Source organism: Mycobacterium deserti, assembly GCF_025345615.1.
Classification (GTDB): Bacteria; Actinomycetota; Actinomycetes; order Mycobacteriales; family Mycobacteriaceae; genus Mycobacterium; species Mycobacterium deserti.
Genome location: NZ_JAODWD010000007.1, coordinates 53,044 through 67,259 on the forward strand (window position 1 = coordinate 53,044; position 14,216 = coordinate 67,259).

A 14,216-nucleotide genomic window follows, 5' to 3' on the forward strand; every position below is an offset into this window, starting at 1 on the left:
TCAGTCGCGGCATTCGACGACGTCGTAGGCGGCGTCGGCGTATCTCGAGCGGATGAGCTTCTTGTCGAACTTGCCCACGCTGGTCTTGGGCACTTCGTCGATGAAGGTCCAACGTTCGGGAAGCCAAAAACGGGCTACCTTGTCGCACAGATGTTTCCGTAGTTCCTCGGCGGTGGCCGATGAGTCCTTCTTGACCACGACGGCCGCCAGCGGTCGCTCCTGCCACCGTTCGTCGGGAACCCCCACCACAGCGGCCTCCAACACGGCGGGATGCTCCATGATGGACAGTTCCAGTTCAACCGACGAGATCCACTCGCCGCCGGACTTGATGACGTCCTTCGCGCGATCGGTGAGCGTGATGAAGCCTTGTGGGTCGATGCGGCCGACGTCACCGGTACGGAGCCAGCCGTCGTGGAACTTCGACGGGTCGGCGTTCTCGTAGTAGAACCCGGTGATCCACGGACCTCGAACTTCGATCTCCCCCACGGCCTTTCCGTCGCTGGGCAGCACGTTGCCGTCGTCGTCTGCGATGCGGATCTCGACTCCGCAGAGCACCCGTCCGGCTGTGCTGCGCAGCGCCCAGTGCTCGGCCTCGTTGACCTCCGGCGGCGGTGTCGCGACCGCTGCCAGCGGTGCGGTCTCCGTCATGCCCCAGCCCTGGCAGATGCGCACGCCGAACTTCGTCTCGAACTCTTTCATCATCTTCAGCGACACCGCGGAGCCTCCGCAAGCGACGAAGCGCAGCGATGAGACGTCGCGGCCCGGATTCGCGTTCAGGTACTGCAGCACGTCGTTCCAGATCGTCGGCACCGCGGCCGCCACCGTCGGTCGCTGCTGTTCGATCATGGCCACGAGTGGTTCGGCCTGTAGGAAGCGATCGGGCATCAGCAGATCCGCGCCCGCCATCAACGCCGAGTAGGGCTGCCCCCAGGCGTTGGCATGAAACATCGGCACGATCGGAAGGACGCGGTCGCCGTCGGCGAGTCCGATCGCGTTGGCCGTGCACACCGCCATCGAGTGCAGGTACGTCGAGCGGTGACTGTAGGCGACCCCTTTCGGGTTTCCCGTCGTCCCGCTCGTGTAACACATTGCAGCAGCTGATTTCTCGTCGACATCGGGCCAGTCGTACTCGATCGGCTGACCGTCGAGCAGTTCGTCGTAGCGTACGACGTTCTTCCCAGACGACGTCAGGGCATCTACGTCGCCCTCGCCCACCGCTACGACAGTGTGCACGGTTTTCATCTCCGGCAGGATCGGCGCCAGTAGTGGGACGACCGACATGTCGACCAGGACAACGGAATCCTCGGCGTGGTTGGCGATGTAGGCAATCTGCTCGGCGGCCAACCGGATGTTGAGCGTGTGCAGCACCGCTCCCATGGCCGGCGCCGCGAAGTACGCCTCGAGGTGCTCCTGGTTGTTCCACATGAACGTGGCGACGCGGACGCTGTCGCTCACGCCGAGCTGCCTTAGCCCGTGAGCCAGTTGCGCAGCACGGGTTCCCAGTTCTCCGTAGCTGGTTTCGCGGTATCCGTCCGGCAACTTCGTGATGACCCTGCGGCTGGAGTGCCAAGTGGTTCCGTGGCGGAGAATTCCCGCGACGGTCAGCGGGAAATCTTGCATCGTGCTGTCCATGGCCGCCCCCAGGTGTGTACCCCCGACAGCGCCATGATGGTGCATCGAGCGGCGGTTCGGCCGGGAACGGCGAAAGATGCGGGCACGATCACCTTGTGTTGTGTGCGATCGCAACCGTTTACGGCGCAGTCGATTCTGCTGCGGCGACGCTCAGCCAAGTCGCTCGTGCAGGCGGACTGTCACGTTGTCGCCGACTCCTTTGTTTAGGAGCAGGCGAAGGTCCGCCTTTACCGGCAGCTTGTGGGTGCCGTCGCCGAGTGCCATGAAGGAGCTCTGGAACGGGTGACCGTCGATCGCACCGCGCACCTTCACCAGTCCGCGGGTGCCGAAGAACTCGGCCGAACCGGGCATCACGACATACGTCCACCCGCCCTTGGCGTCGCTCTTCTGCAGTGGTGCGCTGAATTCCCGGTTGAGTCGCTCGCTCATGAGGTGGCCTTCCGACGGGCTTTGGTGGTGTCATCGTCATGACGACTCGACGCCGCGCGAGTCGACCATACGACTCAGGAGTGTGCATGCTGCGAGACATTCGCGAGCTGGCCGATTCGCCACAGGAGTACGCCGCTGAACTCCGCCGCCGCTGGGGTGGGCTGCTGAGCTACCGCTACATCGGCCGCAGTTACGCGCAGATGGACCTGGTCGAGGAGGACAACACCGTCACGCTGCGTCGGGACATGCGCAACGCCGACGGCGGGTTGTTGTTCGCGGTGCTGGGCATCTCGGCGCCCGAGAGCGGCCACATGTCCGATCTGGAGGCGGTGCCGAACCCCGTCATCCACTCCTGCCAGATCCTCGACGCGGGTCGCGACGTCCAGCGCATCGACGTGGTCTCCGAGGAATTACGGGTCGGCCGTCAGATGGGCTACAGCCGCGCCAAGATCGTCGACGCGGACCGGCCGGAACGCGTTCTCGCGCTGATCGAGGGCCAGGGCGTCAGCATCGGCGTCCCGCCCGACGTTCTCGAGCGCATGGAAGCCAACCCTCTCGAGGTGGTCGACTCCCCCGACCTGCCGCCGCTGTGGCAGGTTTTCGGCGGCCACCGAAGGCCCGACGGCAACTGGGGCCTGCCTGAGCTGGCCGTCGAGGTCGCCTCACCGGACGCGGCGCTGCACGTCGGACCGCAATTCGTCATCCTCGAGACAGCTGCGCTCGACGCCGCGGCAGCCGCCGCGGGCACGGATCGGTTGCAGGGGGTGTCATGCCACGTGATGTTCATGGCGCGCGGCAAGACCGGGCCGTTCCGGGTGGAGGCCGAACCCGCGCCAGGTGCCGACGGCACGGTCGCGGTACGGGTACTGATGTATGACGAAGGCGTGGGTGACCGTGTGACCACCGCGGGGTCGTACCTGTTCCGTGTGGCCTAGCCCACAGCGGGGCTGGGCCCGCGTGCGACACTTTCGCCATGGTCGTCGCAATCGCCCGCCCCAAACTCGAAGGCAACGTCGCCGTGGGGGAAGACCGTCAGATCGGTTTCGCCGAGTTCGGTGATCCGCAGGGGCGCGCCATCTTCTGGCTGCACGGCACGCCGGGTGCCCGCCGCCAGATTCCGATGGAGGCGCGCGTCTACGCCGAGAAGGCACACATCCGCCTCATCGGCCTCGACCGGCCGGGCATCGGATCATCGACGCAGTACCGGTACGACACCGTGGTCTCCTTCGCCGAGGACCTGCGCACCATCGCCGACACACTCGGCATCGATCGGATGGTCGTCGTCGGCCTGTCCGGCGGCGGGCCGTACACGCTCGGGTGTGCCGCGGCGATGCCTGATCGCGTCGTGGCGGCGGGTGTCATCGGCGGCGTCGCACCCACGGTCGGGTCCGACGCCATCACCGGTGGCCTGATGGGCAACCTCGGCATGCGCGTCGCGCCGCTGCTGCAGTACGCCGGGCTGCCCATCGGCCTCATCGCCTCCGCGCTCATCCGGTTCATCAAGCCGGTCGCCTCGCCCGCGGCCGATCTGTACGGCCGCGTGTCACCGGAGGCCGACCGCCGGCTGCTGGCCCGGCCCGAGATCAAAGCGATGTTCCTCGACGACCTGCTCAACGGCAGCCGTAAGCAGCTGGCCGCCCCGTTCGCCGACATCGTCGTGTTCTCCCGGGATTGGGGATTCCGGCTTGACGAAATCACCGTGCCGGTCCGCTGGTGGCACGGCGACGCCGACCACATCGTCCCCTACGCGCACGGTCAACATGTGGTCTCTCGCCTCTCCGACGCCGAGCTGTATCCGATGCCGGGCGAAAGCCATCTCGCCGGCCTCGGCCGTGCCGAGGAGATCCTGCAAACGATGATCAAGGTGTGGGACGAGTACGAGTCCTAGAAGCCGAATCCCAGCTCGGCGGGCACATCGGTGGCGAAGGCGGCATCGAGACCGGCCAAGACCTCTGAGTCGTTGCTGCGCAACCGGTCTGCCGCTGCGAACGCCGATGGGCGATGGGCGCCCAAATAGAGGCTGCCCAGTACGTCCTGTCCCATCCGGACGTCGGCCGCGGCGTCGGTAGGTGTGCAGCGGGCACGCCCGTCGTGGATCTGCAACGCGAATCTGCCACCGTCGCTACGGAAATCGTCGGTCACCTCAATGACCGTCGACAACTCCGCCCGGTACGCGCGCGCTTCCAGTGCGGCCGGGATGTTCATGATGCGCAGCCACAGGTCGTCCTGGCGGTGCGTGACCCTGGCCTGCCGGGAGTCGGTCAGAAGATACGGCAGCGGGTCGGCCGGGTGCGTACCGAACCGGATGCTCTTCATCAGGTCGAGGCCCACCAGCGCCCGGGACAGCGCGACATGCGCGTCACGGGTGACCGCCCTCAGTTCGGCGACCCGCACGAACATCGGGTCGTCACCGAAAACTCGGTACAGCGCGTAGCCGTCAGGGTGCAGGAAGGTGAACCAGGCTGTGCCGCCGCGTCGTTGGCTCTCCCGGTCGGTCAGCAGTTCGTCCCACAGTGGGCGCGGCCGCGCAATGCCGCCCGGCGTCGCAAGGCGCCAGCGCTCGTAGATCGCTTCGAGGTCGGCGCGGTGGTCAGTGGGCTTCACCAACCGCACACCGCCCGGATCGGGAGCGTCGGCGCGGAAGCTCGTGACGTGGCGCTCGACGGTGAGTTCCTCCTCGATGGTCGCCGGGCCGTAGCCGAAGCGGCCGTAGATCCCGCCCTCGCTGGCGGTCAGCCCGGCGAGCGGATACCCGTTCGCAGCGATGCGGTCATGCAGTTCGGTGTACATGGCACGCAGCAACCCGCGCCTGCGATGGGTCGGCGCCACCGCGACGATCGTGACACCGGCCATCGGGAGCACCGCGCCGCCAGGCACCGTCAGCCGGAGGTCGAGATAGTGCGCCATGCCGACCACGTCGTCGCCGTCGCACGCGAGTACCGAGCCGCCTGCGGGGATCGACGACCGCCATGCGCAGAAGGTCTCCGACGGCCCGAAGACGCCGAAGCAGGTGGCGTCCAGCAATTCGATCGCGGGCCAGTCCGCGTCAATTGCGGAGCGGATATCTACGGCATTCGGAGCTTCTGAGGCCGGCACAGAACTCGACGGTGCCACAGGCCGGTGGCTGAGCGCATCCGATTTTCAAGACAATCTTCGCCGTCAGGTCCCCAGCCGCATGGCTTTTGGGTATCGATTCGCGGGGACACGTCAGACGAGTGGGTGGTCACGCCTGGCGCATACGACATCGATGAAGTTAGTCGTACACCGGTGGACCAGCGCTGTGCCGACTGTCAGTATTCAGGCATGGCCACACATGTGGTGGGTCGTGATAGCGAATTTCAGGCACTCGATGGGTTCCTCGCGTCCATGTCGGCGGGGCCGTCGGCGTTGGTGGTGGAGGGCGCAGCAGGTATCGGCAAGACCACCGTGTGGCTCGCGGGCCTTGAGCGGGCGAAAAACCTCGGGATTCGCGTGTTGTCGACTCGAACGACTTCGGCGGAGTCGGTGCTCGCTTATTCATCGTTGGCCGATCTACTGGGCGATTTGGACGACGACGACTTCGCGGCTTTACCGCCGCCGCAGAGAATTGCGATCGATCAGGTTCTATTGCGGGGCGACGCCGATGGGCTGGTATGCGATCAGCGCGCGGTGGCGGCGGCATTTGTATCAGTCATCGAGCGACTCGCCGAAATTTCTGCTGTTCTGATGGCGATCGACGATCTGCAATGGCTCGACCTGCCGAGCGCGCATATCGTGTCGTCTGCCGTCCGTCGGCTCCCCGCGCCGGTTGGCGTGCTTGCGACCGTGCGTACCGAGACGCAAGCTGCCGAGCCGAGAATGTCACTGGAGTTGTGCGAGCCAGAAAAGGTGCGCCACCTCAGAGTGGGCGCGCTCAGCGCTGGCGCCTTGCACGCAGTGCTATCCGAGCGTCTAGGTCGGTCGTTCTCGCGGCCTAAAATGCGTCAAATCTGCGATGTTTCGGGCGGAAATCCGTTTTATGCCCTGGAACTCGCGGGAGCGATGGACGACGATGCGACAGATGTTGGCACGTCGTTGCCGCCCACTTTGGGCGAACTGGTGCGGGCACGGATCGGCGGCCTCGACCCCCAGTTGCAGACGGCGCTGCTTGCCGCGGCGTGTGTGGCTACTCCCACGGTGACGTTGGTGGCCGCAGCCACCGGCTGCGACGTCGAGCACGTCCGCGGGATGCTCGCGGATGCCGAATCCAAGGGCATCGTCGGAATCGAGGGCCACCGGCTGCGTTTCACGCACCCGTTGTTGGCCCGAGGCGTTCAAACCGGCGCGTCCCCGACCAAGCGCAGGAATATGCATCGGCGGCTGGCCGAGCTCGTTGAGCACCCCGAGCTCAGAGCGAGGCACCTGGCCCTGGCAGCGACATCCGGCGATCCGGACACAGTGCTCTCGCTGGACACAGCAGCCGAGTCGGCTCGCGTGCGAGGTGCACCCGCGACTGCAGCTGAACTACTCGGGCTGGCTATGGGGCTCGGTGGGGACACCCCTGAGCGCCGAATCCGGTTGGCCCGATATCATTTCGAAGCTGGAGAGCCTGCGCAATCACGCGCCCTGCTCGTGAAGACCATCGAGATGTTGGCGCCCGGAATGCTGCGAGCTGATGCCTCGAATCTGCTCGCCGTTGTGCACATATTCGAAGACAGTCTTTCGGAGGCATCCGCCGTGCTGCAGGCCGCAGTCGACCAGACCGGCGACAATCTTGCACTGAAGGTTCAGATGTTGGTCACGTTGTCGTTTGCCCTCCTTAATGCCGGTGAGGTGACGTCTGCCCTGTGCAACGTCGAGGACGCCGTTGCGAACGCCGAGCATCTCGGGCAGCCGCAACAGCTGAGCCAGGCGCTAGGTATGCGGACCATGCTGCACTTCTTGGCTGGAAACGGCCTCGAGGGCGAAGGCCTACGCCGCGCACTCGCATCAGAGGAGCCTCATTCGGACCTGCCAGTGGCGTTTCGACCCAGCATGCAGAACGCCATGCTGCTCTCGTGGACGGGACACCTGCCCCAGGCCCGGAAAGCAATGCTGTCGATCCGGCGGCGCTGTATCGAACGCGGCGAAGAGAGCGAGTGGATGTTCGTCGCTTTCAACAGTTTTCTCAACGAGATTTGGATTGGGGACTTCAGGGAAGCCGCCACGGTCGCCGACGACGCCGCCGAACGGGCGCAGCAGATGGGTGGCGACGTCAACCTTTCCGCAGCTTTGACAATGCGGGCGGCGCTTGCCACCTATGCCGGCCGGGCCGGCGAGGCGCGGGCCGACGCAACAGAGGCATTAGCGGCCAGCCAGCGGTGCGGCTCAGCCATTTTGGCGGGGTGGCCCATCACGATCCTCGGGTTTCTCGAAGTCTCACTGGGCAACCATGGGGCTGCGCTCACCACATTCGAGCCCATGCTGTCCCGCGTCAAGGACTCACCCAACGCCTCAGAAATCTTCGTGGCTGGGTTCGTTCCTGATGCGGTCGAGGCGATGATTGCGCTCGGGCGTGTCAGTGAGGCGGAGGAGATGGTCGACGTCCTTGAACGCAACGGCCATCGGCTTGACCGTCCGTGGATGCTAGCGACCAGCGGTCGTTGTCGAGCCATGCTGTTTGCCGCCCGCGGAGATGCCGAAGCGGCAGACGTCGCGGCGCAGCGGGCAATGGCCGAACATGACCGCCTCCCCATGCCGTTCGAGCGTGCCCGTACACAGCTGCTGGTCGGTCAGCTTCAACGTCGGCAACGGCGGCGGGAGGCCGCCTCGGCGACGCTGCGGGAGGCGTTGGCTACGTTCGAGTGTCTCGGCACCCCGTTGTGGGCGGAGAGAGCTCATGCAGAGTTGCAGCGGGCTAGCGGCACCAGGACTCGGGCCGAGCTGACCGCCTCGGAGCGGCGGGTCGCCGAACTGGCGGCCACTGGTATCACCAATCGCGAGATGGCCGCCGCGCTGTTCATCAGCCCAAAAACTGTGGAGGCCAATCTCTCCCGCATATATCGCAAGCTCAGTATTCACTCGCGCGCCGAACTGGGCCGACACATGGGTCGACCCGACGGATAGAGCCGGTTCATTCGTCGCTGCGCACGCACTCGTAGGTCAGCTCAATTTCGGGTCCAAGTTCGACAACCTCAAACTGATCGACGGTGATGTCGCTAAAGGAATTTGAATCGATTCCGAGGTCGGCCCATTTGGCGGAGCTGGTGCGATCGTCGGCGAATGTCAACGGGATCTCGCCGCCGTCTGAGAGCAGCATGCCATGCGTCTTGAGCGCCGTGAGGACGACCTTCTGCGGATCCGTGTAGCCCGATTCGTCGAAGTCGGGCTTCAGCCGGAATCGGACACCGTAGGGAGGCGCATTGACGTCGGTGCTCTCCGGACCGCCCGCGTGAGTGGCTGGAGCTACGTAAACGGCTTCCTTTATCCGATCGTTGGGCAGGATGAAGCGCAGCGCGTGATTTATTGTGCCGGAGGCGACTTCGTCGGCCGTTGGGGTGAGCGCGGCGATCGGGAAGCCTGCGGCGTCGGCGCTGGTGCACTGTTCACCACGCAGGGTGTCAGGGTACGACTTGTCGAGGTCCCAGACGAAGAAACCCACGGCGGTGATGATGTCGTCCGTCGCGGTGCCCTGGTAGACCTCATAAAGCTTGCCCTCCTCCTGTTCGACGACGAGCAGGTGGCAGTCACCCTGAGTTTCGATGCTGCCGGAGATATCGCAGGTCAGATCTGAGGAGCCTTCGAAGTTGGCGCCCGCCGGGACCGGCATCTGCGCCGGCACCTCATCGCAGTCGGGCCCGCCAAAGCAGTACTGTTCGGCACCGACCACTTGCAACCGCGGCGTGCTGCTGTCGGCGAAGAATACCGGGATGGAGAAGTCGGTCTGGAATCTATTCCCGCCGCCCCATCCGCCTAGGTCGTTGAGCGACCGGATGATTGCATCGCTGCGGTCGGACTTGGCGGCACCAGACACGTCAGCCGTCCAGGGCTGCGCACGACTGAACAGACCGCCGCGTGCGTTCGGTTCCGCGCTCGCGCCCAACGCCGGCATGTCGTTCATGCTGTCACCGCAGCCAACGGCCGTCACGCACAGCAGGGCGAGGACAGCCAATCGCGACAGGCGTTCAGCAGAATCCATGTGCGCCTTCCCGTGAGGGGGTTGCTGGTTAGCTTTGACGCTACGACGTCAACGAAACCGTTGAATCGGGTGTTTCCCTAACTTTCTCCCGAACATCCGAGCCAGGACCAGCCACCTGGCTAAACCTTTTTCGAGGAAAAACGAATCGTAGGGAAACACCCGATTCAACAACGATGCCTGACAAATACCGTCGCGGGATGAAGATCAGAACCCCCGCTCGGCGAGCCGCTGGGGCATTGCGCTCTTCGAACCACCGCACTCGAAAGGCATCCAAATGACAACTCCGATAACACCTCTGATCGACTTCATCATGTTCACCGCTTCAGCCGCGCCCGCGGGGGTGTGATGGGCGGCGGGGACCCCATCGTAGGTCTGCAGCGCGCGGTGGCCGATCATCACAGCATCACCTCTGCGTTCTCTCCGCAGGCATCGTTCACCTCGCAGCCGGTCTTCGTCCCGGAGACCAACGCCGAGTTCGCAAGCCCGGACGCGCACGCCGGCGGCGACGTTCAGCAAGGTGTTTCAATCTGGGCTTTGCTGACTTCACTTTTGGTGACAAGACCACCGCGACCCATGGCGGCGTGATCGGTGATGGCATTCAGGAAACGCGCTGCGGCGGGTTGGGCTTCACCTAGTTCTGATGACGGAAAGGACCACCAGTGTTCAAACAGACAGACCGCGGCGTGGGCCGGGTGCTGATGATCGCCGCGGCGTGCTTCGCGCTGACGGCGTGCGGGGCCGGCAGTGGAGGGGACAGCGTCGCGGTGAGTCGTCCGGCGGGGACTGCTGTCGCTTCGGATGCTTCGGGAACCGCGACGGAGATCGATGCCTGCGCGCTTGTCTCAGCAGAGGACATCGCCACGATGCTCGGTGTCCACGTCGAGGGAAAGTCGACGACCAGCGATCCTCGACTTCCGGGATGCATCTGGGAGAACCCTTCCTCCTACGAGTCGATCTCAGTGGAGATCGGAAGTTCGAACACCGCCGTGAACAACACTCTTCCACCCCCCGAACCCGGCTTCCCCGAACTGGGCACGCCCGGCCCTGACGGAATGCGCTTCCTGGGCAACGGGGTGGTTGAGTTCGTCGCGGGTAGCCGGTTGAACATGGTGCAGGTCGCCGTGCTCAGCATGGCAGGCGATGAAGCGGATACCGCCGCCGTCGAGCTGGCGAGAAAGATCGGGCCGCAGATACCGCAGTAACCGCATCAATGCGAAAAACGCAGCCAGTCCGCAGAGGCGTTGGCGGCGGGTCAGCGCTGTGATTCACACCGATTGGCCGAGTGGCCGATCACCACCTTGGGCTTCCTCGAGGTATCGCTGGGAAACTATGAGGCTGCGGTACATACGCTGGCGCCGCTCATCGCCATTCTCGACAGGATGATCCACTTGTTGGAACAAAACGGGGCTCGGCTCGATCGCGCGTGGATGCTGGCCGTGGGTGCTCGGTGTCGAGCGATGTTGCTGGCTGCTTACGGCGACGTCGATGCGGCGTACGAAGTCGTTCAGACGGCGATGATTCATCATGCTCGGCTGCCAATGCCGTTCGAACGCGCGCGCACACAGTTGTTGGTCGGTCAGATTCAGCGTCGGCAACGCAAGCGGGAGGCTGCATCGACAACGTTGCGGGAGGCCTTAGCAGCCCAAAGACAGTCGAGGCCAACCTGTCTCGAATCTACCGGAAGCTCAACATCCGCTCTCGAGCCGAGCTCGGACGGATCATGGGCAAGGCCGACGAATAGCGATGTTCGCTGGCCAGGTGCGTAAGTCGAGTAGTGGGCTACGCATGCGGTCGCTGTGCGACCCGATGAAGGTGACTGCATGCGAACCGTGCCTCATCGATGCCGAGCGTTGCAGCGCTCGAAACCAGATCAACAATCTGCGGCTCACGCTGCATCTTTGCCCGTGACGGAAGTTAGCGACAGCGCTAGACATGCAATCGGGTGACTGCCAATATTCGTTCATGCCGACACGGGTGGTAAGCCGTCGGGCGGAGTCGGCGGCGATTGAGAACCTTCTCGCCTCGGTTTCGTCGGGCCCCTCGGCGCTGACGGTGGAGGGCGAGGCGGGTATCGGCAAGACCACCCTGTGGTTGGCGGCTCTTGAACGGGCGCGCGAGCTCGGATTTCGGGTGTTGTCGACGCGTGCGGCGCCGACGGAATCAGCCTTGGCCTATTCGTCTTTGGCCGGTTTATTGGAGGCGGTAGACGAAGCCGTCCTGGCGGATCTGCCGCCACCGCAGCGACTTGCGGTCGGCCGGGTGTTGTCGCGAGTCGGCGTCGATGGCCCGGTGACCGATCAGCGCGCCGCGGCTGCAGGCTTTGTGTCCGTTGTGGAGCGCCTCGCCGAAGCGTCACCGGTGTTTGTGGGAATCGACGATCTGCAGTGGCTCGATTCGCCCAGTGCGCTCGTCGTCTCGTCGGCCGCACGACGACTCACCGGCCCAGTCGCGTTCCTCGCGACGGTGCGCACCGGTCCCAACAATCACCATTTCGAACCGGGGCTCGAATTGCGTCGACCAGACGCGCTGAACCGCATTCGTGTGGGCCCGCTGAGCGTCGGTGCATTGCACGCGGTGTTGACAGAGCGGGTCGGGCGCTCTTTCTCCCGTCCGAAGATGACCCGAATCTTCGATGTCTCCGGGGGCAACCCGTTCTACGCCATTGAGATCGCGCGGTCGATGGATGAACAAGGCGCCGACGGCGAAGCATCACTGCCGACCAGCCTCGCTGCGTTGGTGCGGGCCAGGATCGGCGCGTTGTCTGTCAGTGCTCGGGAAGTCCTCCTTGCCGCAGCGTGCCTGGCCGATCCCACAGTCGAGGCGATAGCACAGGCCAACAACGCCGACGCCGAACGCATCCTGGCGGTCCTGGAGGACGCAGAGAACAAGGGAATCGTCGAAATCCGCGGCCACCGTGTTCGTTTCAGCCATCCCCTTCTGACCCGGGGCGTCTACAGCGACACCACCGCGGCCCGCCGCCGCGCAATGCACCGACGCCTGGCCGCTGTCGCCGAGGAGCCTGAGCTCAAGGCCAGGCATCTGGCACTGGCCGCCGCAACCGGTGATCAGCACACATTGAGCGCTTTGGACACGGCAGCAGAGTTGGCGCGCAAGCGAGGAGCCCCGGCCGCCGCGGCCGAACTCCTCGGACTCGCGATCGGACTTGGCGGGGACACGCCGCAACGGCGAATACGTTCGGCTGCTTACCACTTCAATGCGGGTGACACCGAACGAGCCCGTGTCCTGCTCCTGGACACCATCGAGCGCCTTGAGCCCGCCACGTTGCGGGCCGAGGCGTCAAGCCTGCTCGGTTTCGTTCATCTTTTCGACGACGGTTTCGCAGAGGCGGTCGACGTGCTGACGCGTGCGCTCGACGAGGCGGGAGGCGATCTTGCGCTCCGGACGCGGCTGTTGATCACGTTGTCCTACGCCAGGTACAACGCTGGTCGTTTCGGTGCGGCCACGGGCAGTATCGAAGACGCAGTTGCGCATGCAGAACGGCTGGGTCAGCCGCATCCGCTCAGTCAGGCCCTCAGCATGCGGGCAACCCTTTGGTTCCTGCGGGGCGACGGCCTCGATACGGCCAGCCTGGCGCGCGCAGTGGATTTGGACGACCAAGACGCGGACATCCCTATGGCTTTCCGTCCAAGGATGCAAAACGCCATGCTGCTGGGCTGGACTGGACAGCTCGACCGGGCTCACCACGAGTTGGCGTCCATTCGGCGGCGCTGCATGGAGCGTGGCGAAGAGAACGAACTGATGTTTGTCGCAGTTCATACCGTTCTGGTCGCGATCTGGCGAGGCAACTTCACCGACGCCGCGCTGATTGCCGAGGACACCATGGAACGGGCCCTGCAGTTGGGTGGTGACGTCCCCATGTTCGTTGCGATGACGATACGGGCCGCCTTGGCTGCCTACGCCGGTCAAGAGAATCAGGCTCGCCGCGCCACGAGCGAAGCGCTCGCGGCCAGCCAGCGTTGCAGCGCAAGCCTTTTGGTAGTCTGGACGATCACGACGCTAGGTTTCCTGGAGGTGTCACTGGGCAATTACGATGCCGCGTTGGGCGCCGTCGCACCTCTACTGTCCAATCTCGATGCAGCGCCGAGAGCGACGGAAATCCCGGCCGCATCGTTCGTCCCCGACGCCGTCGAATCCCTTGTTGCGCTGGGTCGACTCGCCGACGCAGAGCCGCTCGTGAGCTTGTTGGAACAAAACGGGGCTCGGCTCGATCGCGCGTGGATGCTGGCCGTGGGTGCTCGGTGTCGAGCGATGTTGCTGGCTGCTTACGGCGACGTCGATGCGGCGTACGAAGTCGTTCAGACGGCGATGATTCATCATGCTCGGCTGCCAATGCCGTTCGAACGCGCGCGCACACAGTTGTTGGTCGGTCAGATTCAGCGTCGGCAACGCAAGCGGGAGGCTGCATCGGCAACGTTGCGGGAGGCCTTAGCGGCTTTCGAGGAATTGGCCACGCCGCTGTGGGCCGACCGAGCCCGTAGCGAGCTCAAGCGAGCCAGTGGGGTCCGGACGCAGGCCGAACTGACCGCCTCAGAGCAGCGCGTCGCCGAGCTGGCCGCCTCGGGCGTCACGAACCGGGAGATGGCGGCCGTCCTGTTCATCAGCCCAAAGACAGTCGAGGCCAACCTGTCTCGAATCTACCGAAAGCTCAACATCCGCTCTCGAGCCGAGCTCGGACGGATCATGGAGAGGGCTGATGGGTAGGGAAACACCCGATTCACTGAGCGCGCCGTTGTCTTAGTGTGGCGCCATGGGCACTGACGGGCCGGCACTTCCCAACTTTCTTGTTGAGTGGTACCGGCCCGCTATCGCCAATGAGCCGCTCGAACTCAGCATCGCGCGGCTGATTCAGTGTGCCGAATACATTTCCGCCGGCGGGTCACATGTGCATCTACTCGCGACGCTCGCTGTACCCAATGACGAAATCGTCCTGGCCGTGTTCGGTTCCGCCTCCGAAAAATCGGTAGCAGAGGTGTGTCGACAGGCCGGATGTCCAGCTCAG

At 64.6% G+C, this 14,216-nt stretch carries 10 protein-coding genes; 5 read left to right on the forward strand and 5 right to left on the reverse strand.

Going from position 1 to position 14,216, the window contains the following annotated elements; genetic code table 11:
* Together N4S67_RS25830 and N4S67_RS25835 are read right to left on the reverse strand one after the other, a co-directional pair.
* Complete coding sequence (locus N4S67_RS25830) at window positions 1–1,632, reverse strand: fatty acid--CoA ligase (protein WP_260995902.1); 1,632 nt, start codon at window positions 1,630–1,632, stop codon at window positions 1–3.
* 150 nt (window positions 1,633–1,782) lie between these two features.
* A complete protein-coding gene (locus tag N4S67_RS25835) occupies window positions 1,783–2,061 on the reverse strand; it encodes a DUF1905 domain-containing protein (protein ID WP_260995903.1) in 279 nt (92 codons plus the stop codon).
* A gap of 86 nt (window positions 2,062–2,147) precedes the next feature.
* On the opposite strand from N4S67_RS25835, the gene N4S67_RS25840 reads away from it, so the two are divergent.
* Both N4S67_RS25840 and N4S67_RS25845 read left to right on the forward strand, forming a co-directional pair.
* Window positions 2,148–2,996 carry a hypothetical protein gene (locus N4S67_RS25840; RefSeq protein ID WP_260995904.1) on the forward strand — a complete coding sequence of 283 codons (849 nt, stop codon included), beginning with the start codon at window positions 2,148–2,150 and terminating at the stop codon, window positions 2,994–2,996.
* A 38-nt stretch (window positions 2,997–3,034) separates the two neighbouring features.
* The gene (locus tag N4S67_RS25845; protein WP_260995905.1) at window positions 3,035–3,949 is read left to right on the forward strand and encodes an alpha/beta fold hydrolase; all 915 of its coding nucleotides are present in this window, start codon (window positions 3,035–3,037) and stop codon (window positions 3,947–3,949) included.
* Here the strand turns inward: N4S67_RS25845 and N4S67_RS25850 are convergent.
* Entirely contained in the window at window positions 3,946–5,157 is a 1,212-nt protein-coding gene (locus tag N4S67_RS25850) for an enhanced intracellular survival protein Eis (protein ID WP_260995906.1), read from the reverse strand. The genes N4S67_RS25845 and N4S67_RS25850 overlap by 4 nt on opposite strands.
* A 207-nt stretch (window positions 5,158–5,364) precedes the next feature.
* On the opposite strand from N4S67_RS25850, the gene N4S67_RS25855 reads away from it, so the two are divergent.
* Window positions 5,365–8,124 (forward strand): helix-turn-helix transcriptional regulator, encoded by a 2,760-nt coding sequence (locus N4S67_RS25855; protein ID WP_260995907.1) that lies wholly within the window; start codon window positions 5,365–5,367, stop codon window positions 8,122–8,124.
* 7 nt (window positions 8,125–8,131) lie between these two features.
* Here the strand turns inward: N4S67_RS25855 and N4S67_RS25860 are convergent, their stop codons facing one another.
* Window positions 8,132–9,196 carry a hypothetical protein gene (locus tag N4S67_RS25860; RefSeq protein WP_260995908.1) on the reverse strand — a complete coding sequence of 355 codons (1,065 nt, stop codon included), beginning with the start codon at window positions 9,194–9,196 and terminating at the stop codon, window positions 8,132–8,134.
* A gap of 659 nt (window positions 9,197–9,855) precedes the next feature.
* Here N4S67_RS25860 and N4S67_RS25870 point away from each other — a divergent pair.
* Window positions 9,856–10,398: a DUF3558 domain-containing protein gene (locus tag N4S67_RS25870; RefSeq protein ID WP_260995909.1), complete on the forward strand. Its 543-nt coding sequence runs from the start codon at window positions 9,856–9,858 to the stop codon at window positions 10,396–10,398.
* 63 nt (window positions 10,399–10,461) lie between these two features.
* Here N4S67_RS25870 and N4S67_RS28090 read toward each other — a convergent pair whose 3' ends face one another.
* Window positions 10,462–10,791, reverse strand: a complete 330-nt coding sequence (locus N4S67_RS28090) for a hypothetical protein (protein ID WP_390893529.1) — start codon at window positions 10,789–10,791, stop codon at window positions 10,462–10,464.
* Between the two features lie 367 nt (window positions 10,792–11,158).
* Between N4S67_RS28090 and N4S67_RS25880 the strand changes: the two genes are divergently transcribed.
* Window positions 11,159–13,918 (forward strand): ATP-binding protein, encoded by a 2,760-nt coding sequence (locus N4S67_RS25880; RefSeq protein ID WP_260995910.1) that lies wholly within the window; start codon window positions 11,159–11,161, stop codon window positions 13,916–13,918.
* Window positions 13,919–14,216 lie beyond the last annotated feature (298 nt).